The organism is Marinovum algicola, assembly GCF_900109145.1.
Lineage (GTDB): Bacteria > Pseudomonadota > Alphaproteobacteria > Rhodobacterales > Rhodobacteraceae > Marinovum > Marinovum algicola.
On sequence record NZ_FNYY01000003.1, the window covers coordinates 92,254 to 113,879 of the forward strand.

At 65.4% G+C, this 21,626-nt stretch carries 24 protein-coding genes; 11 read left to right on the forward strand and 13 right to left on the reverse strand.

What is annotated here, in order from left to right; genetic code table 11:
* Positions 1-93: 93 nt before the first annotated feature.
* Positions 94-990: a Hint domain-containing protein gene (locus tag BMW90_RS05905; protein WP_074835551.1), complete on the reverse strand. Its 897-nt coding sequence runs from the start codon at positions 988-990 to the stop codon at positions 94-96.
* A gap of 193 nt (positions 991-1,183) precedes the next feature.
* Between BMW90_RS05905 and BMW90_RS05910 the strand changes: the two genes are divergently transcribed.
* A complete protein-coding gene (locus tag BMW90_RS05910; RefSeq protein ID WP_048531487.1) occupies positions 1,184-1,519 on the forward strand; it encodes a DUF6916 family protein in 336 nt (111 codons plus the stop codon).
* A 7-nt stretch (positions 1,520-1,526) separates the two neighbouring features.
* Here BMW90_RS05910 and BMW90_RS05915 read toward each other — a convergent pair whose 3' ends face one another.
* From BMW90_RS05915 to BMW90_RS26640, 7 genes are all read right to left on the reverse strand, one after another.
* The gene (locus tag BMW90_RS05915; protein ID WP_074835552.1) at positions 1,527-2,030 is read right to left on the reverse strand and encodes a GNAT family N-acetyltransferase; all 504 of its coding nucleotides are present in this window, start codon (positions 2,028-2,030) and stop codon (positions 1,527-1,529) included.
* Positions 2,031-2,083: 53 nt separating this feature from the next.
* Positions 2,084-2,551, reverse strand: coding sequence for a hypothetical protein (locus BMW90_RS05920; protein WP_074835554.1), 468 nt, complete (start codon positions 2,549-2,551; stop codon positions 2,084-2,086).
* A gap of 34 nt (positions 2,552-2,585) precedes the next feature.
* The gene (locus BMW90_RS05925; protein WP_074835555.1) at positions 2,586-3,113 is read right to left on the reverse strand and encodes a phage tail protein; all 528 of its coding nucleotides are present in this window, start codon (positions 3,111-3,113) and stop codon (positions 2,586-2,588) included.
* 253 nt (positions 3,114-3,366) lie between these two features.
* Positions 3,367-4,677, reverse strand: a complete 1,311-nt coding sequence (locus tag BMW90_RS05930; RefSeq protein WP_048531494.1) for an HlyC/CorC family transporter — start codon at positions 4,675-4,677, stop codon at positions 3,367-3,369.
* A gap of 85 nt (positions 4,678-4,762) precedes the next feature.
* A complete protein-coding gene (locus BMW90_RS05935) occupies positions 4,763-5,686 on the reverse strand; it encodes a site-specific tyrosine recombinase XerD (RefSeq protein WP_074835557.1) in 924 nt (307 codons plus the stop codon).
* A 5-nt stretch (positions 5,687-5,691) separates the two neighbouring features.
* Entirely contained in the window at positions 5,692-7,248 is a 1,557-nt protein-coding gene (locus BMW90_RS05940) for a hypothetical protein (protein WP_074835559.1), read from the reverse strand.
* Positions 7,238-7,387, reverse strand: a complete 150-nt coding sequence (locus BMW90_RS26640; protein WP_170850513.1) for a hypothetical protein — start codon at positions 7,385-7,387, stop codon at positions 7,238-7,240. Before BMW90_RS26640 ends, BMW90_RS05940 begins: the two co-directional genes overlap by 11 nt.
* Before the next feature lie 143 nt (positions 7,388-7,530).
* Between BMW90_RS26640 and BMW90_RS05945 the strand changes: the two genes are divergently transcribed.
* On the forward strand, positions 7,531-8,076 hold the full coding sequence (locus BMW90_RS05945; RefSeq protein ID WP_048531500.1) for a shikimate kinase: 546 nt from the start codon (positions 7,531-7,533) through the stop codon (positions 8,074-8,076).
* Entirely contained in the window at positions 8,076-9,188 is a 1,113-nt protein-coding gene (gene aroB / locus BMW90_RS05950) for a 3-dehydroquinate synthase (RefSeq protein WP_074835560.1), read from the forward strand. Before BMW90_RS05945 ends, aroB begins: the two co-directional genes overlap by 1 nt.
* An 86-nt stretch (positions 9,189-9,274) precedes the next feature.
* On the opposite strand, the gene BMW90_RS05955 is transcribed toward aroB, so the two are convergent.
* Positions 9,275-9,916 (reverse strand): DUF1638 domain-containing protein, encoded by a 642-nt coding sequence (locus tag BMW90_RS05955; protein ID WP_074835562.1) that lies wholly within the window; start codon positions 9,914-9,916, stop codon positions 9,275-9,277.
* Positions 9,913-10,614, reverse strand: coding sequence for a corrinoid protein (locus tag BMW90_RS05960; protein ID WP_048531506.1), 702 nt, complete (start codon positions 10,612-10,614; stop codon positions 9,913-9,915). Before BMW90_RS05960 ends, BMW90_RS05955 begins: the two co-directional genes overlap by 4 nt.
* Before the next feature lie 178 nt (positions 10,615-10,792).
* On the opposite strand from BMW90_RS05960, the gene BMW90_RS05965 reads away from it, so the two are divergent.
* Positions 10,793-11,878: a PA0069 family radical SAM protein gene (locus BMW90_RS05965; protein WP_074835563.1), complete on the forward strand. Its 1,086-nt coding sequence runs from the start codon at positions 10,793-10,795 to the stop codon at positions 11,876-11,878.
* Positions 11,879-11,980: 102 nt separating this feature from the next.
* Here BMW90_RS05965 and bmt read toward each other — a convergent pair whose 3' ends face one another.
* Positions 11,981-12,997, reverse strand: coding sequence for a betaine--homocysteine S-methyltransferase (bmt, locus tag BMW90_RS05970; RefSeq protein ID WP_048531509.1), 1,017 nt, complete (start codon positions 12,995-12,997; stop codon positions 11,981-11,983).
* A 209-nt stretch (positions 12,998-13,206) separates the two neighbouring features.
* Complete coding sequence (locus BMW90_RS05975; RefSeq protein WP_048531510.1) at positions 13,207-13,521, reverse strand: DUF1476 domain-containing protein; 315 nt, start codon at positions 13,519-13,521, stop codon at positions 13,207-13,209.
* 161 nt (positions 13,522-13,682) lie between these two features.
* Here BMW90_RS05975 and purC point away from each other — a divergent pair, with 161 nt between their 5' ends.
* The 7 genes from purC (at position 13,683) to BMW90_RS06010 (ending at position 20,475) form a co-directional block, all read left to right on the forward strand.
* Positions 13,683-14,444: a phosphoribosylaminoimidazolesuccinocarboxamide synthase gene (gene purC / locus BMW90_RS05980; RefSeq protein WP_074835799.1), complete on the forward strand. Its 762-nt coding sequence runs from the start codon at positions 13,683-13,685 to the stop codon at positions 14,442-14,444.
* A gap of 92 nt (positions 14,445-14,536) precedes the next feature.
* A complete protein-coding gene (gene purS / locus BMW90_RS05985; protein ID WP_048531514.1) occupies positions 14,537-14,767 on the forward strand; it encodes a phosphoribosylformylglycinamidine synthase subunit PurS in 231 nt (76 codons plus the stop codon).
* 45 nt (positions 14,768-14,812) lie between these two features.
* Complete coding sequence (purQ, locus tag BMW90_RS05990) at positions 14,813-15,487, forward strand: phosphoribosylformylglycinamidine synthase subunit PurQ (protein ID WP_074835565.1); 675 nt, start codon at positions 14,813-14,815, stop codon at positions 15,485-15,487.
* A gap of 52 nt (positions 15,488-15,539) precedes the next feature.
* A complete protein-coding gene (locus BMW90_RS05995) occupies positions 15,540-17,324 on the forward strand; it encodes a sensor histidine kinase (RefSeq protein ID WP_048531518.1) in 1,785 nt (594 codons plus the stop codon).
* Between the two features lie 26 nt (positions 17,325-17,350).
* On the forward strand, positions 17,351-18,688 hold the full coding sequence (locus BMW90_RS06000; RefSeq protein WP_048531520.1) for a sigma-54-dependent transcriptional regulator: 1,338 nt from the start codon (positions 17,351-17,353) through the stop codon (positions 18,686-18,688).
* A gap of 54 nt (positions 18,689-18,742) precedes the next feature.
* The gene (locus tag BMW90_RS06005; RefSeq protein WP_074835566.1) at positions 18,743-19,864 is read left to right on the forward strand and encodes an aminodeoxychorismate synthase component I; all 1,122 of its coding nucleotides are present in this window, start codon (positions 18,743-18,745) and stop codon (positions 19,862-19,864) included.
* Positions 19,822-20,475, forward strand: coding sequence for an aminotransferase class IV (locus tag BMW90_RS06010; RefSeq protein WP_074835568.1), 654 nt, complete (start codon positions 19,822-19,824; stop codon positions 20,473-20,475). The genes BMW90_RS06005 and BMW90_RS06010 overlap by 43 nt, the downstream gene beginning before the upstream one ends.
* A 75-nt stretch (positions 20,476-20,550) precedes the next feature.
* Here BMW90_RS06010 and BMW90_RS06015 read toward each other — a convergent pair whose 3' ends face one another.
* Positions 20,551-21,615, reverse strand: a complete 1,065-nt coding sequence (locus BMW90_RS06015; protein WP_275937319.1) for an ornithine cyclodeaminase — start codon at positions 21,613-21,615, stop codon at positions 20,551-20,553.
* Positions 21,616-21,626: the final 11 nt, after the last annotated feature.

Genomic DNA, 21,626 nt, shown 5'->3' on the forward strand with positions numbered 1-21,626 from the left:
CGCAAAAGCGGGGCCTGCCCGACGGAAAACCCCGGCTCCACCGAAAGAGGCGGAGCCGGGGTCTGCCACACCGGTGAGGTCGTTCAGTCGGGCTCAGGCCGCCTTGTCAGCGGCCAATCTGGCGCGGATCGCCGCCGGAACCAGACGCGGGGTGGAAATCCGCGGCCTGTCCATTTCGGCGATGGTGCGTTCTTCGCCGTACAGCGCCACATATTCCGAATAATTGTGGAAATGGCTGCGACCGATATAATCGATGTAGGTCTCGGCCGGGGTGCCCTCGGCCAGGATCACTTCGTGGTTTTCGGTCTCGATGTGATAGACGGTGTAGAATTCGCCCATCTCCTCGGCCGAGGCCCAGTCGATACTGGCACCATTGACCAGCGCGCCCGCGTTGATCAGCAGCCCGTCCACCACCAGCGCGTGATCGGCGGTCAGCCGCAGGTCACGCTTGGGCAAACCATCGCCAAGCGCCCCGGCGCTGACACGGACCGGGCGGAGGCGTTCCGGCGGGCGGAAGGCAGTATAGACGCGCTGCACGCCGATCCACCTGATGGCGATGGCCTCGCCCCCGGCGGTCAGGATCTCGTCGCCGATATTCAGCTCCTCGACCCGGCTTTCACCCTCGGGGGTGGCGATATGGGTGCCGGTGAGGAAGCATTCGGTGGTAGACGCAGTCGTCGCCGAGCTGAGATCGGCCGGCAGATTCGCAGCGGTGAAAAAACCTGTCGGGGTCACGAGGAAAAGCGCCGGATCTGCCAACGTGCCGGCATTTTCGTCGGAGAAGATCGGGTAAAGGGTGCCGCCGATATCAATGGAACCCACATAGGTTCCCAACCCGTCGCCAAAGAGGTTTCCGGTTCCGTCGTTGACGATCTCGCCGGCTGTGAATTCTGCATCTAGAAGGTTGTCGGCAATTGTCTCATTGTCAAAATTTGCAGCGTTGAGATTGCCGTTGAAGTAAAAGTGTACGTCACCGGTATATGTGGCCATGTTGAATTCCTTTTTCTAAGTCTACTAGTGAAACATCGTTACCTAAACGTTAAGCGATCCGCAGCTTTCGGTCGAGCAATATCCGACGTGGACAATCCGAAACGCGATTGCTCGCCCAAGGACAAAGTAAATATTCACATTATTGCTGTAACTCTTTACCATTCCCGAGGAATTGGGCCTACAGGGGAGCCGCATGACCATCGATATTGCCGCCGCCGCGCCGGAAGATTTCGATTCCCTTATAGGCGATATCTTCGCGGTCGATTCGCGTCCCGATCCGGTGCGCCTTGTGCTCGACAACGTGAAGCGTTTCGAGGGGTCGTCGATCCGCGACAACGAGGTCGAGATCGACGGACGCATCCTGCCGCCGCGCCAGGCCTTCGCCCTGACCTTTGAGGGGCCGCGCGAGCCGCAGCTCGACAGCCAGATGTTCGAAATCCGCCATCCGCAGCTTGGCGTATTGAGGCTCTTTCTCTCGCCGTTCCGGCAAGACCGGACCTGCATGCTGTATGAGGCGGTCTTCAACTGAGCCACGGTCAGACCTCCCGCGGGCCAAGCTGAGGCCGCCATTCCAGCGCCAGATGATGCCCGACCACGCCGGTCTGCACGAAGCCGTGGCGCAGGTAGAGCCGCTGCGCCGGATTGAGCCGCTCGACCTTGAGCCGGACCGGCACCTTGCCGCCATGGGCCTCGTTCAGCAGGCTGCGCAGGATGTCCGTGCCAATGCCGCGCCCTTGGTACTGCGGGAGCAACGAGAACTCGATGATGTAAAGCACGTCGTCCTGCCGGTCGAGATAGAGCCGGCCGATATCCACGCCATCGAGCGTGATGATATGGCGGTTGGCCTTGGGAAAGCTGCGCTGATAGCTCAGATCCTGCGCCTCGAATTGCTGTTTCAGGAAACGCGCCTTTTCCGTCTCTTCCCAAGTCACCAATTCGAATTCCCAAGCGCGCGTTGTCGCATGGAGATATTCCAGAAAAGGACGGTCGGTGTCGTGGATGAGGCGGAAAGCCACCTGTCCGCGGGGACGGTCGAGCATGTTGAAGTCCGGTTGGTTTGGGCCGGGGCGTGCTCTGCGCCCCGTACGGTGGATCAGTTGAGGACGATCTCGATCACGTCCGAGCCGTCGCGCTTGCGGGTCGGTCCGGCCATCAGCCGGGCAGCGCCGATGCGCGGCGCCGACACCCGATAGGTCTGGCTGCCGGCCTCGACCATTGGCACCTTGTCGTGCCCGTCGAAGACCGCGATGACGCCGCTGCTGCGCGGCAGGTCGGCGGGGCGATGCGGTCCGCTGTCTATCGGCTCCACCGCCACCAGTTTCAGCACGGCGGATCGGCCATCCTCGGTCTGAAACCGGAAACGGCGACCGATATGAGCCTTCAATTCGGCCGAACCGGAGCTGAGCCAGTTGAACGGACCGGCGGCCGGCGCGGACTCTGTCGTTGTCAGCAGGCCGGTGGCGGCGCTGGCGCCGGTCGCGGGCAAGGCGGCGACAACCGCGGCCCCGGCGACCTGGGTGGCCACAAAGCCGCGTCGGCTGATATCTGTGTCCGAACTCATGTGTGTTCTCCTGCGGGCATACCTGTGGAACGCATCAGTTGCGCGACGGGAAAAGCCCGACCAGGGCGATCTGATAGTTCATCACAAGAAAGGGCTGCATGTTGTTGATCGCCTGGTTTCCGCCGTTGTTGTTCACCACGATGGTTTCAGACGCCATTGTCCGGTTCGGCGCCGCGTTTGGCGCGATATAGATATTGGACAGACCCAGCATGTTGTCCTGCGGATTGGACTGGTCGGGTGCGCCCAGCTCGGCATGCAGGCTTGCGGTGTGGTTGTGGCTGGGCATCTGGTTGACGGTCAGAGTATTGGTCTCGCTGCCGCCCCTTTGCCCGATCCGCCGGTCGCTCAGACCGGGACCGCGGCCAAAGTGCATGGCCATTCGGCCGCGCAGATCCGGCAGGGCAAAGGTCGTGCGGCCATCGCCGCCATAGATCGTTCCGAGCAGTGAAAACAGCGCAGTGTTCTGAGAGATCGGCAGCAGCTGACCATCGCAAAGCGCATAGCCGCGGGCCGCGAAGTTCCAGCCCACCAGCTTGACCTCTCCAAGAAATGGTTCCGACATGAAAAATCCTCTCAATAGCGACGAAGCGTAGCGACATGCAGGCCGCCGTTTCGGTTAAAGATTTGGCGGGCATTGAAAAATTGTGCACCTCGACCCGCGAACAGAGTGCCGCTGAAACGCCAATCGGTCAAGAGATAAGAAAAGATGAATGTGAGCGGGCTCACGCTGCTTTATGGTTGTGAAGAAAGGGGAAATATACCGGCCTGCGGAGCTGAGACATGGCGCGGGGCGGCCGATCCGCGATGGCGCCCCGTCAGGCCAGTGGCCGGATCTTGAGCCGGGTCACGCGGTTGTCCTTGCGCCCGGTCACCTCGAAGCGAAAGCCGTGAAACGAAAACACCTGGCCCACCGCCGGAATGATCTGGGCCTCGTGGATGACCAGCCCGGCGACGGTATTGGCGGCCTCGTCGGGCAGGTTCCAGTCGGTGGCGCGGTTGAGGTCGCGGATCGTCATCGCGCCGTCGACATGGTAGTGGCCATCCTCGCCGCGACGCACCGAATGTTCGGCGTCGGGGTCGAATTCGTCGGTGATCTCGCCGACGATCTCTTCGAGAATGTCCTCGAGCGTGATCAACCCCTCGAGCGAGCCATATTCATCGACCACCAGCGCAAAATGGGTGCGGCGGCGCAGGAACTGCCGCATCTGATCGTCGAGCGAGGTGGTGTCGGGCACGAAATAGGGCTTCATCGCGATCGAGGTGATGTCAAAGGCTTCGAGCACGCCGGTCTGGTCCTCGCTGCCATCCACCAGCTTGTTCATGGCGCGCAGCAGGTCCTTGGCGTGGATCACGCCGATGATGTTCTCGGGGTCGTTCTTGAACACCGGCAACCGGGTGTGCCGGCTCTCCAGGCATTGCGTCAGGATCTCGCGCGGCGGAGTGTCGGCGTCGATCATCTCGATGCCGGAGCGGTGCAGCATGATCTCTTCCACCGTGCGCTCCGAGAGATCGAGTGCGCCCAGAATGCGGTCGCGGTCTTCCTTTTCCACCACGCCTTCGGAATGGCCCAGATGCAGCGCGCCGGCAATTTCCTCGCGCACGGCAAGGATATGGCTGTCGGGGTCGGTCTTGACGCCGAACAGGCTGAGAATGCCGCGCACCAGGATGCGCACGGCGCCGACCACCGGGGCGAAGACGCGGATCACAAGGGCGATCGGCGCGGCGACGAAGGCTGCGGCGCGTTCGGCATTGGTGATGGCAAAGGTCTTGGGCAGCACCTCGGCAAAGATCAGCACCAGCAGCGTCATGATCAGCGTGGCCAGCGCCACGCCGCTTTCGCCGAACAGCCGGGTGAACAGCGCCGTGGCCAGCGAGGTGGCCAGGATATTGACCAGGTTGTTGCCCAGCAGCACCGAACCGATCAGCCGCTCGTTGTCTTCGGTGATCGTCAGCGCCCGGTCGGCACCGCGGTTGCCCTTGTCGGCCTGTGCCCGCAGCTTGCCGCGCGAGGCGGCGGTGAGCGCGGTTTCCGAGCCGGAGAAGAAGCCGGAGAGGACAAGGAGCAGCAGGATGGCCGCAGAGGTGATCCAGAAGGCGCCGTCAAGCAGGCTGGGCGAGGGGTCCATTACGTCTGACTTTCATTTGAACTGCGCCGGGTTATGCGGCGGAACGGGCCGGTGATCAAGGCGATGACAGGGTGGGTGGGTGATCTCACTCGCGCGCCAGCGGATGATGCTCCAGCACCAGTTCGCGCAGGCGCTCTTCCAGCACATGCGTGTAGATCTCGGTGGTGGCGACATCGGCGTGGCCCAGAAGCGTCTGGATCGCCCGCAGATCGGCGCCGTTCTGCAACAGATGGGTGGCAAAGGCATGGCGCAGGGTATGCGGGGTGACATCCGCGGGCGTCAGGCCAGCTTCGACGGCCAGCGCCTTGATAAGATTGAAGAACCAATGCCGCGTCAGATGCCCGGCCTTGCCGCGCGAGGGAAAGAGGAAGGGCGAGGCGGGCTTGCCCTTGAGCCGCGCCTCCTCCTCGGCGGCATCGCGGATCGCCAGCCAGGCGGTCAGCGCCTCGCGCGCCGGCGGTGACAGCGGCACCATGCGTTCCTTGCCGCCCTTGCCGCGCACCAGGATCAGCCGCGGATCGCCGCGCACTGCCGCCACCGGCAGCGAGACAAGCTCGGTCACCCGAAGGCCGGTGGCATAAAGCACCTGCATCAGGCAGAGGTTGCGGGCGCGGTCGGCGGCCGTGCGGCCATGGCGCTCGGCGGCCTGCAACAACTGCTCGACATCATCCACCGACAGCGTCTTGGGCAGGCGCTTCTCCTTGCCGGGCCCGGCGATCTGGATCGCCGGGTTGTCCATCCGCCAGCCTTCCTCGAAGCCGAAGCGATAAAGCTGCTTGATCGCGGAGAGCCGGCGCGCCCGGGTCGCGCGGGCCAGCCCCTGCGCCTCGCAATGCACCAGATAGTTTTCGATGTCGGCGCGCGCGGCGGTCTCGAAGCTCCGGTCCTTGGCGGCGAGCCAGTCGGCGACATCGCGCAGGTCGCGGCCATAAGCCAGAAGCGTATTGTGCGCGGCCCCAAGCTCGGCGGCTTGGGCTTCGAGAAAGGCGGATATATGGGCGTCGTCCATCGGTGTCAGCCCTCGGCGGTCAGCAGCAGCGACTGAAGCGCGGCGCGCCGGGCGGTGTCCTCGAGTCCGACGGCGCGGAAGGTGGCCAGCGCCTCGGAGAGCGCCGTGTCATCACCGAGATGGCCCTGATAGGCCAGCGACATGGCGCGCAGGATCACCTCGCCCAGACGCCCGCCGTTGAGCAGCGCCTGAAGATGCGGCGGCGGCGGATTGACGAAGCCCTCGGCAATGGCACGAGCGTGGGGGTCGGGGGCGGTGGCCGCTTCCGGCGTGCCCTGGGCCAGCGCCACGGCGAATTCCTGGCTCAGGCCGCGCGGCTCGAGCCGTCGCGACAGACGTTCGTATTCGGGCGAGAGCAGCGCCGCCTGCATTTGCAGGCTGGCCCCTGTGCCGGCGAGGTCGACCTCGGCCAGCCGGGCGCCATAGGCCTTGGCAAAGGCCGTCGACAGCCCGACTTCGGCCATCACCGTCCAGACCTGGCGCAGCGCATTGTCGATCTCTTCGGGGTCGCCGCCGTCCAGCGCCCGCTCGAAGCGTTGCACGGCCGCCGCCCGGTCCCAGACCCCGCCCGAGGCCGAGGGCTGGTTGGCGACATAGAAGGCGAACAGCCGCTGTTCGGAGATCGCGCCGGCGCGGACCAGACGTTCCGCCGCCTCGATCTGCGCCTTCCAGCCGCTGTCGCCGGGCAGGTCGGCATTGGCGAAGGCGCGCGGCAGGGTATGCGTCGGCACCGGTTCGCCAAGCGCCTCGTACAGGCGGTATTCCAGCGGGCTCATGCGCAGCGAGGGCGGTGGTACGGCAAGCTCTCCGGCCAGTTCGGGATCGAGAAAGCCGAGCAGGAGGTTGACCTTTGTCGCGGGGATGTCGCCCAGGGCCTCGGCCGTGGTCAGCGTGGTCAGCGCCAGATCCCAATTGCCGGTCTGGGCCAGGCAATAGACCCGGTAATCGGTGCCGGGGGCGAGATTCGGCTGCCCGGCGAGCACTTCGCAGGCAGCGACGCCGGGCCCGGCCAGCAACGACAGGTCAAGCACCCGGGCAAACAGCGCCGGATCGGATTTGGCATCGGTCAGCGCAAGCAACTCGGCCGCCTGGGCAATCGCCCCCATGGCGATCAACCGGTCGATCCGCGCCAGCAGAAAGCCGCCGTCGGCCGGCTCGGGCGGCAGCGCCTCGGCCAGCAGCAGCGCAAAAAGCAGCGATTGCATCGCCGGCTGGCCATCGACGTTCTGCGCGATCAGCAGATCGGCAAGCTGCGCGGTGTCGCTGGCCTGCCAGAGCGTCTGCGGAAAGCCGGTGACATGCGGCGGCAGGAGGCCCACCGCATCGACGCTGGGCGCATCCAGCGGCCGAACGCTGACCTCGGGGCGGCTGGCGTCCCGGGTGACCGGCGGCTCCTGCTTTTGCGGTGCCAGTGCGGCGGCATCGGGGACCAGCCCGAAATCGGTGTCTTCCTGCGGCTGCTGGTCGAGCCAGTCGATCGCCGACAGCGGATCCTGCGCGGCCAGCGGCGCGGCCATCGCGACATGCAGCAGCACGGCAAGAAAAGCGCCGTCAGCCCGCATCAAGCACCACCGGTTTGCGAATCTCTTCGGCGGGCGGCGAAAAATCGGCGCCGAAAAACGGCCCGATGTAGGCATAGCCCACAAGCGCGATCCCTGCCAGAACCGCCAGATAAAAGAGGTATTTGATCAATCGGCCCATCGGGTGCTGCCTCTGCCTTGCTCTTCATCATACCCGCATTGGGGTGGTTTTTTTCCTCTTATATCTGGCCTTTTTTGCAAGTTCACGTCATTCACGTCCAAGATACAAACTTTTGAGCAGTTGAGACCGAAATCGGCAAGATCATGCAGTGGCAGGTGAAGAAGACCATAGTGATGGTCGGCATGATGGGGGCCGGCAAGACGGCCGTCGGCCGGGCCCTGGCGCAAAAGCTGGGTGTGTCCTTCCTCGACTCCGATGCCGAGATCGTCGAGGCGGCGCATATGAGCATTGCCGAGATCTTTGCCCGCGACGGCGAGCCGTTCTTTCGTGCCCGCGAGACCGAGGTGATCGGCCGGCTGCTGGAAACCGAGCGCTGCGTGCTCTCGACCGGCGGCGGCGCTTTCCTGTCGGGCACCAACCGCGAGATGATCGCCGACAAGGGCGTGGCGGTCTGGCTTGATGCCGATCTCGACCTGCTGTGGAGCCGGGTCCGGCACAAGGACACCCGGCCGTTGCTGCGCACCGCCGATCCCTTCGCGACGCTGAAAACGCTATTTGACAAGCGGGTGCCGGAATATGCCAAGGCCGAGGTGCATGTGACGGCCGATAAATCCTATTCGATCGACCAGATGGCGCGCCGGGTGATCGAAGAGCTCGAGGCGCGCCCCGACGTGTTGGAGAAGCTGTGATGCGCGAAACGGTCCATGTGCCCCTTGGCGACCGCGCCTATGACATCCGTATCGGGGGCGGGCTGCTGGCCCGCGCCGGCGAAGAGTTCCTGCCGTTCCTGGCGCGGCCCCGGGTGGCGGTGCTGACCGACGAGAACGTCGCGGCGGCGCATCTCGAAGCGCTGCGCGCCGGGCTTGCCGCCGAAGGCGTCGAGATGGTGGCGTTGGCGCTGCCTCCGGGCGAGGGCACCAAGGCCTGGCCACAATTTTCCCGCGCGGTGGAATGGCTGCTCGATCAGAAGATCGAGCGCCGCGATGTGGTGGTGGCGCTCGGCGGCGGGGTGATCGGCGATCTTGCCGGCTTTGCCGCGGCCGTGCTGCGGCGGGGGGTGCGGTTCATCCAGGTGCCGACATCGCTGCTGGCGCAGGTCGACAGTTCGGTCGGCGGCAAGACCGGGATCAATGCGCCGCAGGGCAAAAACCTGATCGGCGCATTTCACCAACCGTCGTTGGTGCTGGCCGACACCGATGTGCTGCACAGCCTGCCGGAGCGCGATTTCCTCGCCGGTTATGGCGAGGTGGTGAAATACGGGCTGCTCGGCGATCCGCATTTCTTCGACTGGCTGGAAGTGAACGGCCCGGCTCTGGCGACCGGCGACGAGAGCGCGCGGATCCACGCCGTGCGCCGCTCTTGCGAGATGAAGGCCGAGATCGTGGTGCGCGACGAAACCGAGCAGGGTGATCGGGCGCTTTTGAACCTCGGGCATACCTTTTGCCATGCGCTCGAGGCGGCGACCGGCTATTCCGACCGGCTGTTGCACGGCGAGGGCGTGGCGGTGGGCTGCGCGCTGGCCTTCGAGCTGTCGTCGCGGCTGGGGCTCTGTGCGCAGGAAGACCCGAGCCGGGTGCGGGCGCATATCAAGGCGATGGGGATGAAATGCGACCTCAAGGATATCCCTGGCGACCTGCCCTCGGCCGAGGCGCTGCTCGACCTGATGGGGCAGGACAAAAAGGTGGTGGACGGCGAGCTGCGGTTCATTCTGGCGCGCGGCATCGGCGAGGCCTTCGTGGCCACGGACGTACCCGGCGATGCGGTGCTCTCCGTACTGCGGGATGGATTGGCGGACCGCTGAGGGGACCGTTTCCCCGGGGCGATTTCTGCACCGTCTCCCTCGGGTCAGGCCCGAGGATGACGCCCTGAAAACACGCTGCCCAGGCCCTACCGCGAAATTCCGCCCAACGTCGTCGCCAGATCGCCATACCCGGTCAACCGGCGCTCGAAGGCCAGACCCAGCCGTTCCGCACAGGCGCGGGCCTTTTCGGTCAGCACCGGATCGTCGGTCTGGGCCTGATACACCAGCTTGTCGTAATTGCCGAAATACATGTTCAGCAGCTCGGGGTGGCGGTCGAGGCCCAGGGGCTGCCAGACAAAGGCGTCGAACTGGCGCACCAGGAAATCGGTCAGGTAGAAGGCGGTGAATTCTTCGCGTTCGGCAAAGGCGGCATTGCCCTCGAAGAAGCTGTAGCAATGCGGGCCGGGCACCATCTCGACCCCCATCTCCTCGCAGGCCGCCTGCAACTGGCCGCCGGTGCCGCAATCGGCATAGACCACGAAAAGCCGGTCATACTGCGCCCGGTGTTTGGCGACGGCGGCGCGCACCGCATCGGTGATCTTGTCCGGCGTGTTGTGCAGCTTGGCGGGCAGGCAGGCGAGATCGAGATGATCCCAGCCGTTGACCGCCTTCAGATCGAGGATCTCGCGCGCCAGGGCGCCGCAGGCGATCAGCAGGATGCGGCCCTGACCGCGGGGCGCGAGGCCGGCCTCGGTCAGGGTCGTGTCATTGAGCGGCCGCGCGGTCACCCGGCCATCTGGTTGTGACGGCGCGAGACCAGCGACTTGGCGGTTTCCACCGCGACAGCGGCATCGCGGCAATAGGCATCGGCGCCGATCGCCTTGCCGAACTCCTCGTTCAGCGGCGCGCCGCCGACCAGAACGATGTAATCGTCGCGGATGCCCATTTCGACCATCGTGTCGATCACCACCTTCATGTAGGGCATCGTCGTGGTCAGCAGGGCCGACATGCCGAGGATGTCGGCGCCCTCGGCCTTGGCCGCCTCGATGTAGCTTTCGACCGGGTTGTTGATGCCCAGATCGACCACCTCGAAGCCGGCGCCCTCCATCATCATCGATACAAGGTTCTTGCCGATGTCGTGGATGTCACCCTTGACCGTGCCGATCACCATCTTGCCCATGCGCGGCGCGCCGGTCTCGGCCAGCAGCGGCTTGAGGATGGCCATGCCGCCCTTCATCGCATTGGCGGCCAGAAGTACCTCTGGCACAAAGAGAATCCCGTCGCGAAAGTCCTTGCCGACAATCGTCATGCCACCGACCAGAGCCGTGGTCAGCACCTCGTAAGGCTGCCAGCCGCGCTCCAGCAGGATGTTCACGCCTTCCTCGATCTCTTCCTTGAGACCGTCGTAAAGATCGTCATGCATCTGCTGGACAAGTTCTTCGTCGTCCAGTTCGGAAAGGATGATGTCGTCTTCTTCGTCAGACATTGCGTGATTCCCTTGCTTGGGCATATGGGCCCGGTTTTTTCCAGCTATGGCCAGATTGCCGCAGGCCAAGTTGGCGGATTGCGACATCGACGGTCCTGTCACCGACGCATGCCGCGGCCGCGGCGCGCGCCTGTAGCGGCGAATTGCAAATGTTCCGCGTTCGTTCTAATCTGCGGCCATGGATGATTTGCCTTGCGAGATCGACCCGCGCCAGCGCCCCGGACGCGGCGCCAGCCGCAACCAGACCGGGCGGTTCGAGCGCCATGCGTGGGTGGGCACGCATGACGGCTGGGAGATCGAGGAGGATCTGCCGGTGCTGCGCACCGAGGTGCGCGAGGAACAGGCGCGCAGCCTGATCACCTACAACCGGTCGCCGGATCTGCCCTTCGACCGGTCGATCAACCCCTATCGGGGATGCGAGCACGGCTGCATCTATTGTTTCGCCCGGCCCAGCCATGCCTATCTGGGCCTGTCGCCCGGGCTGGATTTCGAGACCCGGTTGGTGGCGCGGCCCAATGCGGCGGCGGTGCTGCGGCGCGAGTTGCGGGCGCCGCGCTATCAGGTGGCGCCGCTGGCGATCGGCACCAATACCGACCCTTATCAACCGCTTGAGCGTGACCGCGGGTTGATGCGCGCCTGTCTCGGGGTCTTGGCCGATTGCAATCATCCGGTGGCGATCGTCACCAAGGGCACGCTGGTCGAGCGCGACATCGACATCCTGGCGCCGATGGCCGCGAAAGGCCTGGCGCGGGTCGGCCTGTCGGTGACATCGCTCGATGCCACGCTGTCGCGAAAGATGGAGCCGCGGGCGCCGGCGCCCAAGCGCCGCTTTGCCACCATCCGAAGGCTGACCGAGGCCGGCATCCCGGTGCGGCTCATGGTCTCGCCGGTGGTGCCCGCGCTCACCGATCCCGAGCTCGAGGCCATCCTCGAGGCTGGGGCGGAGGCCGGCGCCGATGCGGCGAGCTGGATCATGCTGCGGCTGCCGCGCGAGGTCTCGCCGCTCTGGCAGGCCTGGCTGGCCGAACATTACCCCGACCGCGCCGCCCGCGTCATGGCGCGGCTGCGCGAGATGCACGGCGGCAAGGATTACGACGCCCGCTGGGGCCACAGGATGCGTGGCGAGGGCGCCTATGCCGAGATCATCGCCGCCCGTTTCCGGCGCCAGGCGCGGGCGCTGGGCCTCGACCGAAAGGTTTCGCCGCTGTGCTGCGATCTCTTTGCCCGCCCCGGGCAGGCCGGCGACCAGCTCTCGCTGTTCTGAGCCCGGTGCCGGGAGACCGCTGTTTGCACGGGGAAGGCATGCCATGGGTGTGGCCGATCCAAGGTTGGTGATGAAAGGGGCCGGGCCGGGGCCCGGGCGGGCTCAGCCGCGCCGGCGCCGCCGGTTGCGGCTGGGCGCCTCGACCGCGTTCTCGCCGGAGCCGTCGCTTTCCGAGCTGAATCCGCCGATCGACGAAACGATCTGGTCCAGCGTCGGGCGCGGACCCTTGGGGCGGGATTCCAGCGCCGCGCGCATGGCGCGCAGGTGCTCCGGCATGGTGCCGCAGCAGCCGCCGATGATCGAGGCGCCGGCATCGCGCGCCATGACCGCGTAATCGCCCATCAGCTCGGGCGTGCCGTCATAATGAATGTGGCCGTCGACATATTTCGGAATGCCGGCGTTGCCCTTGGCGATCAGCGGCAGGTCGGGGCCTTGGGCGGCAAAGCTCAGCGTGGTGCGCAGGAGGTCCGAGGCGCCGGTGCCGCAATTGGCGCCGAAGGCCAGCGGCGGATTGGGCAGGCTCTGGGCCAGCTGCACCATGTCGGAGGCGGTGACGCCCATCATCGTGCGCCCGGCGGTGTCAAAGCTCATGGTGCCGCACCAGGGCATGCCGGCCAGGGCAAAGGCCTCGGCGGCGGCGCGAAACTCCTCGGGCGCGGAAATCGTCTCGACCCAGAGCACATCGGCGCCCCCGGCCTTGAGCCCCTCGGCCTGTTCGTGAAACATCTCGACCGCCTCGGCGTGGCTGAGTGTGCCGACGGGTTCCATGATGTCACCGGTGGGCCCGACCGAGCCCGCGACGACAATCGGCCGGCCGGCGGCATCGGCCACCTCGCGGCCGAGTTCGGCGGCGATGCGGTTGAGCTCACTCACCCGGTCCTGGGCCTCGTGCAGTTTCAGCCGCGAGGCATTGCCGCCGAAGCTGTTGGTCAGGAAGATGTCGGACCCGGCCTCGACCGCGCCGCGATAGAGCGCGCGGATCTTTTCGGGCTCGTCGACGTTCCACAGCTCGGGCGCATCACCCGACATCAGCCCCATGTTGAACAGGTTGGTGCCGGTCGCGCCGTCAGCGAGCAGCCAGTCGCGGTCTTGCAGCAGTTTGCTCAGCGCGTCGGTCATGGAGAGGGCCTTCCTGTCTTGATGTCTCGCGGCAGATGACACAGCCGGCACCTGTGCGCAAATTCATAATGTGCATGATCTTTATGAGGTTGGCGCGGTGTCGGCCGATCCGGGCCGGCGTCGCGCCGCGCGGCCGCAATCTCGGGGCCACCGCCGGGGGCGGGCGGCCCCGATGGCGGGGCGGCCCGTTGGAAACCATGGAACCGGGCTCAGGATTCCTTGACGATCTGGCCTTTGGCCTCGATCAGCATTTCCGCCATCTTGGCGCGGATTTCGGCCTCCTCGGCCTTGCCTTCGAGATCGGCCGCCACCTTGCGCACCACGTCTTCATGGCCGATTTCCTCGAAATCCGCCCTTACCACGTCGAGCGCATAGGCATTGGCCTCGTCACCGGATTTTCCCAGCAGAGCGGCCGCCCAGAGTCCGACCAGCTTGTTGCGGCGGGCCTCGGCCTTGAATTTCATTTCCTCGTCATGCGCGTACATGTTCTCGAATGCGCGCTCGCGGTCGTCGAAAGTTGTCATGGGCAGGTCCTCTGGTGCCGTATTCGTCATTCAGATATGCCGCCCCTCGGCCTTCGCCGCAAGAGGTGAGGTCCGCTTGCGACAATGCGGAGCATGGCGTAAGAGGGCGCACGCGCGGCGGGACTCGGCCCTGAGCCGCGCAAGACATGAAAGGCTGCGAGATGGCGCGTCGCAAGAAGATTTACGAAGGCAAGGCCAAGATTCTGTATGAAGGCCCCGAACCGGGCACCATCGTGCAATACTTCAAGGACGATGCCACCGCCTTCAACGCGCAGAAAAAGGATGTGGTCGACGGCAAGGGCGTGCTCAACAACCGCCTGAGCGAGTTCTTCATGACCGGTCTGAACGAGATCGGCGTGCCGACCCACTTCATCAAGCGGCTCAACATGCGCGAGCAGCTGGTCAAGGCCTGCGAGATCGTGCCGCTCGAGGTGATCGTGCGCAACTTTGCCGCCGGTTCGATGAGCCAGCGTCTGGGCATCGAAGAGGGCACCCGGCTGCCGCGTCCGATCGTGGAATATTGCTACAAGGACGACAAGCTGGGCGATCCGCTGGTCACCGAAGAGCATATCGCCGCCTTTGGCTGGGCCAGCCCGCAGGACATGGACGACATCCTGAGCCTGGCATTGCGGGTCAACGATTATCTGTCCGGGCTGATGTATGGCGTCGGCATCAAGCTGGTCGACTTCAAGATCGAGATCGGCCGGGTCTATGAAGGCGATTTCCAGCGCCTGATTGTCGCCGACGAGATCAGCCCCGACAGCTGCCGGCTGTGGGATATCGAAACCGGCAAGAAGCTGGACAAGGACGTCTTCCGCCGCGATCTGGGCAATCTGACTGACGCCTATACCGAGGTGGCGACCCGTCTGGGGGTCATGCCGCGCCAGGCGACTCCTATGGAAAAGCCGAAACTTATCAACTGAATGCGCCTCGGTCTTGCGGCAGAATTGCGTATTTGAAAAGAGAAGAAGACCCTTGGGGTGGGACGCCCCGGGGCGTGACAAGGACGAACGGCATGAAAGCACGAGTGCATGTGATGTTGAAAACCGGTGTGCTGGACCCTCAGGGCGAGGCGGTGCGCCATGCGCTTGGCGCGCTGGGCTTTGACGGTGTCGAAGGTGTGCGCCAGGGCAAGGTGATCGACCTCGAGCTGGCGGCGGGCACAACCGAGGCACAGGTCGCCGAGATGTGCGAGAAGCTGCTCGCCAACACGGTGATCGAAAGCTACCAGATCGAGATGCAGTAAGTGGCGTGAGCCATTGAAAACCAAGAGTTTTTCAGGAGTGTCCACATGAAAGCCGCAGTCCTCGTCTTTCCCGGATCGAATTGTGATCGCGACATGGCCAAGGCCTTCGAGGCGGCGGGTTTCGACGTTTCGATGATCTGGCACAAGGATCACGCGCTGCCCGAGGGGGTCGATATCGTCGGCGTGCCGGGCGGGTTTTCCTATGGTGACTACCTGCGCTGCGGCGCGATTGCCGCCAATTCGCCGATCTGCCGCGAGCTGAAACAGCACGCCGAGGCGGGCGGCTATGTGCTTGGGGTCTGCAACGGCTTTCAGGTGCTGACCGAAACCGGCCTGCTGCCCGGCGCGCTGCTGCGCAATGCGGGTCTCAAGTACATCTGCCGCACGGTGCCGCTGGTGGTGGGGACCGAGGACAGCGTCTTTACGCAAGACTATGAAAAGGGGCAGGAAATCCTGATCCCGATCGCCCATCACGATGGCAATTACTTTGCCGATGACGCGACGCTCGACCGGCTCGAGGCGGACGACCGCGTGGCCTTTCGCTATGGTCGCAATCCGAACGGCTCGGCGCGCGACATCGCCGGCATCCTGTCGGAGAACCGCCGGGTGCTGGGCATGATGCCGCATCCCGAACGCGCCGCCGAGGATGCGCATGGCAACACCGATGGCAAGCCGGTGTTCGATGCGCTGGCCACGGCGCTTGAGCGTGTCCTTGCCTGAGGTCGCAGGTCTGTTGCTTGAGCGGGCGGCTTCGGCGGCGTAGAGTCGGGCGATGAAACCTGAACGCCGCAGAAGCGCCCGTCCGGGCGAACGGTTGTTGCGCCGCAGCGGACCGCTGTCATGGCGCGTGCGGCTTGCGCTGTTCTCGCTTCTGCTGATGGCGGTGGCGACGGTCTGGTTCACCAACCGTCTGCTGAGCGACCGCTTCACCGAAACCACCCGCAACCGGGCCGAGCTTCGGCTGGCGCTCTATTCCGGCAACGTGCTGTCGGAACTGCGCCGCAATTCCATCGTGCCACAGCTTCTGGCGCGCGACCCGGCGCTGATCGGGGCGCTGAATTCCGCCGATTACTCGCAATCCACCCAGCGGCTGATTTCCTTTGTCGACGAGATCGGCGCCGCCTCGCTGATGCTGCTCGACAGCGGCGGCCGCGCGGTGGCCGCGACCGACCGCAATATCCTCGGGTCGACCCACCGGCAGGAACCCTATTTCATCGGCGCGCTGCGCTCGAACTCGACGGTGTTCTCGACCCTCCCGCGCGAGGCCGGCGGCTTTCGCTTTGCCTACAGCCGGCGGATCGAGAGCAATGGCGAGCTGATCGGCGTGATCGTCGTCGAGGTCGATCTGCAAAAATTCGAGCGTGCCTGGGTGGGGATCGCCGATGCGGTGCTGGTGACCGACAGCGAAGGGGTGATCATTCTGGCCACCGAGCCGCGCTGGCGCGGGCTGACCGAGGCCGATGCGCTGCGCCGCGAGCCGGCCGACAGCGCCATCGAACGTGCCATCCGCGCCACCTCGGACTGGACCCATGTGCCGGCCGATGCCTATCTCAAGGGCGAGGCGGTGATGCGGATGGAGGCCCGGATCGCCTTTCGCGGCTGGCGGATCGTGAGCTTCACGCCTTATGCCTCGGTGCGCGAGAAGGTGAACGCGGTTCTGGCGCTCGAGATCATGGGATTTGCCATGCTCTTTGCGCTGGCCTTCTATTTCCTCAGCCGCAAGACGGCGGTGCGCATGGCCCTGTTCCAGCGAGAATCGGCGGAATTGCGCGCACTTAACACCCGCCTTCAGCGTGAGATCGCCGAGCGTGAACGGGTGCAAAAGACCCTCGCCGTGGCCGAGCAGACGCTGGCGCAGAGCTCGAAACTGGCGGCGCTTGGCGAGATGTCGGCGGCAGTCAGCCACGAATTGAACCAGCCGCTGGCGGCGATGAAGACCTATCTGGCCGGCGCGCGGCTGCTGATCAACCGCAACCGTCCCGACGAGGCGCTGTCGTCTTTTGCCCGCGTTGACGACCTGCTCGACCGGATGGGCGCGATCACCCGGCAGCTCAAAAGCTATGCCCGCAAGGGCGGAGAGATGCTGAGCCCGGTCGATATGGGGGATTCGCTGTCCTCGGCGCTGGCGATGATGGAGCCGCAGCTCAAGCAGCGGCACGTCAACCTGACCCGGGTTCTGCCACCGCAGCCGGTGCGGGTGATGGCCGATCGGGTGCGGGTGGAACAGGTGATGGTGAATCTTCTGCGAAACGCATTAGATGCCACCAAGGGGCTGCGGGATCCCCAGATCGAGGTGATCCTGTCGGGCGGCGAGACCGCGACTCTGTCCGTGCGCGACAACGGTCACGGGATCGAGGATCTCGATGCGCTGTTCGAACCGTTCTATACCACCAAGCAGCCGGGCGAAGGCGTGGGGCTTGGATTGGCGATCTCTTCCGGGATCGTCAGCGATCTGGGCGGACGGCTGACCGCGCGCAACGGCGAAGACAGTGGCGCTGTGTTCGAGATGCAGCTGCCGATCCTGAACGAAGCCGCGGACCATCAGGCCGCGGAGTAGCAATATGAAGGTAAGGGCGTAAGACCATGGCCAAGCTCATGAAGATCGCGATTGTCGATGATGAACAGGACATGCGCCAGTCAATCGGCCAATGGCTGGCACTTTCGGGCTATGACACCGAGACATTTGCCAGCGCCGAAGAGGCACTGAAGGCGCTGACGCCGGATTATCCCGGCATCGTGATCAGCGATATCCGCATGCCCGGCATGGACGGCATGCAATTTCTGAAACGGCTGATGTCGACCGACAGCGCGCTGCCGGTGATCATGATCACCGGTCACGGCGATGTGCCGATGGCGGTCGAGGCCATGCGCCTCGGGGCCTTCGATTTCCTGGAAAAGCCGTTCCAGCCCGACCAGATGAGCCAGTTGGCGAAAAAGGCGGTGAATGCCCGCCGGCTGACGCTCGACAACCGGCAGCTGCGGCGCGAGCTCTCCGACGGCGGCCAGTTGATGAGAAAGCTGATCGGCGCCAGCCCGGTGATGGAGCGGCTGCGCGAAGACATCCTCGATCTGGGTCAGGCCGACGGCCATGTGCTGATCGATGGCGAAACCGGCACCGGCAAGACCCTGGTGGCCCATGCTTTGCATGCAGTGGGCTCGCGCGCCGGCAAGAAATTCGTGCTGGTGAGCTGTGCCGCCTATGAGGACGAGGCGCTGGCGCAACGGCTGTTCGGCCCGGTTCAGCCCGACGAGGCGCGGTTGCCGGCGATCGAAGAGGCCCGCGGCGGCACCCTGGTGCTCGAGGATATCGAGTCGCTCTCCGAGGCCAATCAGGCGCGGTTGCTGAATGCGATCAATGAACAGGGCACCCCGGCCGAAACCCGCATCGTGGCAATCTGCAACATGCAGGAGCAGAACCGCACGCCCGAGGATGCGATCAAGCCGAACCTGTTCTATCGTCTGGCGGCGCTCAGGATCACCGTGCCGCCGCTGCGCCAGCGGGGCGAGGATATCCTGACGCTCTTTACCCGGCTCAGCGAGCAATTTGCCGATGAATACGGCTGCGAAACGCCCGAGGTTTCGGCCCAGGAGGCGGCGCAGCTCTTGCAGGCGCCCTGGCCGGGCAATGTGCGCCAGCTGATCAACATGGCCGAGCGCGCGGTGCTGCAATCGCGCCGCGGCTCCGGCACCATCGCCTCGCTGCTGATGAGCGACCACGAGGAAATGCAGCCGGTGATGACCACCGAAGGCAAGCCGCTCAAGGAATATGTCGAAGCCTTCGAGCGCATGCTGATCGACAATACCATGCGGCGCCACAAGGGCTCGATTTCCAGCGTGATGGACGAATTGTGCCTGCCGCGGCGGACATTGAACGAGAAAATGGCCAAATATGGCCTGCAAAGGTCGGATTACCTCGGCTGACCGGGGCCGGAACGTGGTTTTCCACGGGTGAGACGGGACGACCGGGGACAAGCGATGCAGATCAGATTTGATCGGGGGCCGATGGGGGCCGGGGCCGAGTTCGCCCGGCCCGTAACGCGGATCGACGCCTGGCAGGCCGCCGATGTGCCGGCTGCGTTTGATGCCCTCGCGGCGGCGCAGAGCCAGGGGTTGTGGCTGGCGGGCTTTGCCAGCTACGAGCTGGGTTATGCGCTCGAGCCCCGGCTTGCCGGGCTGATGCCCGCTGGTCGGCGCATGCCGCTCTTGTCCTTTGGTGCCTTCACCGCGCCGGCGCCGGCGCGCGCCTTGCCCGAGGGTGTCGCCGGGCTGGCGCCGGTGCGCCCGGATTGGACGGCGGCGCGATATGCCGGCGCCTTTGGCAAGGTGCATGACTGGATCGGCGCCGGCGATATCTATCAGGCCAACCTGACCTTCCCGCTGCGGGCCGAGGCCCGGGGTGACCCGGCGGCGCTTTATGCCGCGCTCTGCGCCCGCCAGCCGGTGGCCCATGGCGCGCTGATCCTCGATCCCGGCCGGCCCGCGGTGCTGTCGCGCTCGCCCGAGCTGTTCTTTCGCACCGACGCCTCGGGCCGCATCGCCACCCGGCCGATGAAAGGCACGGCGCCGCGCGGCGCCACGCCGGCGCAGGACCGCGCGCTGCGCGACGCGCTGACCGGCGACGAAAAGACCCTGGCCGAAAACCTGATGATCGTGGACCTCCTGCGCAACGACCTGTCGCGGCTGGCAGAGCCGGGGACGGTCGCGGTGCCCGAGCTGTTCAAGATCGAGACCTATGCGACGCTGCACCAGATGGTCAGCCAGATCGAGGCGCAGCTCCGCCCCGAGATCACGCTGGCCGATATCTTCCGGGCGCTGTTTCCCTGCGGCTCGATCACCGGCGCGCCGAAGATCCGCGCCATGGAGATCATCCGAGCGCTGGAAGAGACCCCGCGCGAGATCTATTGCGGCGCCATCGGCTGGGCGGCGCCGGACGGGCGGGCCGAGTTCAACGTGGCGATCCGCACGCTGCTGGTCGAGGATGGCCAGGCGGTGCTCAATGTCGGCGGCGGTCTGGTCTGGGACAGCCGTGCCGAGCTGGAATACGAGGAAGCCCTGTGGAAAAGCCGTTTCGCGACGCCCCTGCCGGAACCCGTCTGATCGAGACCATGCTCTGGCAACCGGGCCAGGGCGTCGTCCTGGCCAAGCGCCACCGCGACCGCATGTGCCTGGCCGCAAAGGCGCTGGGATATCCGTTTGATCCCAAGGCATTCGACGCCGCACTTGATGCGATACCCGAAGCGGCGCCCATGCGCCTCCGGCTGACCCTCGACGCCAGTGGCCGGCTGGAAACGAGCCTTGCGCCCGCGCCGGCGCCGGCCGCAGGCTGGCGCATTGCCATCGCCCCCGACCAGCTCGACAGCGCCGATCCCTGGCGCGCGGTCAAATCCAGCAACCGCGCGCTCTACGACCGCACCCGCGCGCTGTTGCCGCAGCATCTCGACGAGGCGATCTTCCTCAATCAGGGCGGACGGGTCTGCGAAGGCACGATCACCAACCTGATGATCGATGCCGGGCAGGGCGTCTGGATCACCCCGCCACTCTCCGACGGCGTGCTGCCCGGGGTGATGCGCGCCGAGCTGCTTGCCGGCGGTGGCCTGCGCGTCGCCGGCATCACCGAGGCCGATCTCCGCGCCGCCCCGCGCATCCGCCTCTGCAACGCCCTGCGGGGCGTGATCGAGGTGTCCGCCCTGACCGCCTGGCCCGGCTGATCTTCCTCTTGCCGAAAATACCCTCGGGGGAGGCCGGCGCAGCCGGGCGGGGGCAGCGCCCCCAAGCGCCGACCCTCAGACCGACCGCATCAGCATGCCGAAGAGATCGCGCGGATCGTCGGGATCGGCCAGCAGGTCGAGATCGGTGTAATATTCCGTGCCCCGGATCCGGTCGCGCACGAAACGCAGGGCCGAGAAATCCTCGATCGCAAAGCCGACACTGTCGAACAGCGTCACCTGCTGGGCATCGCGGCGCCCCGGCGCGCTGCCGCTGACCACCTGCCAGAGCTCGGTGAACGGATGGTCCTCCGGCATCTGCTGCAATTCCCCCTCGATCCGGGTCTGTTCGGGATATTCCACGAACATCTCGGCCCGCGCGACGATGTCGCGGTGCAGCTCGGTCTTGCCCGGGCAATCGCCGCCGATGGCGTTGATATGCACCCCGGCGCCGACCATGTTGTCGGTCAGGATGGTGGCGTTCTGCTTGTCGGCGGTGCAGGTGGTCAGGATCTGCGCCCCCTCGATCGCCTCTTCCGCCGTGTCGCAGCAGACAACGGTCAGCCCGTGGCCCGCCAGGTTGCGCGCCACCTTCTCGGTGGCCCGGCTGTCGATGTCGTAAAGCCGCACGCTGTCGATGCCCAGCAGCGCCTTCATCGCCAGGGTCTGAAATTCCGCCTGGGCGCCATTGCCGATCATCGCCATGCAGTGGGCGCCCTTGGGCGCCAGGTATTTCGCCGCCATCGCCGAGGTCGCGGCCGTGCGCATCGCGGTCAGCAGCGTCATCTCGGTCAGAAGCACCGGATAGCCGGTATAGACATCGGCCAACAAACCGAATGCGGTGACGGTTTGCAGCCCCTCTTTGGTGTTTTTGGGATGGCCGTTGACGTATTTGAAGCCATAGGCCTCGCCGTCCGAGGTCGGCATCAGCTCGATCACCCCGACCTCGGAATGCGAGGCGACGCGCGGCGTCTTGTCGAAGAGCTCCCAGCGGCGGAAATCGGCCTCGATATAGCCGGCCAGGTCGCGCAGCATCGCCTCGACGCCGATATGGTGGATCAGCCGCATCATGTGATCGACCGAGACAAAGGGCACCAGCGCCTTGTCCGACGGCGCGAGTTCGGCGGGTTTCAGCGGTTTCACAGGGGGCTCCA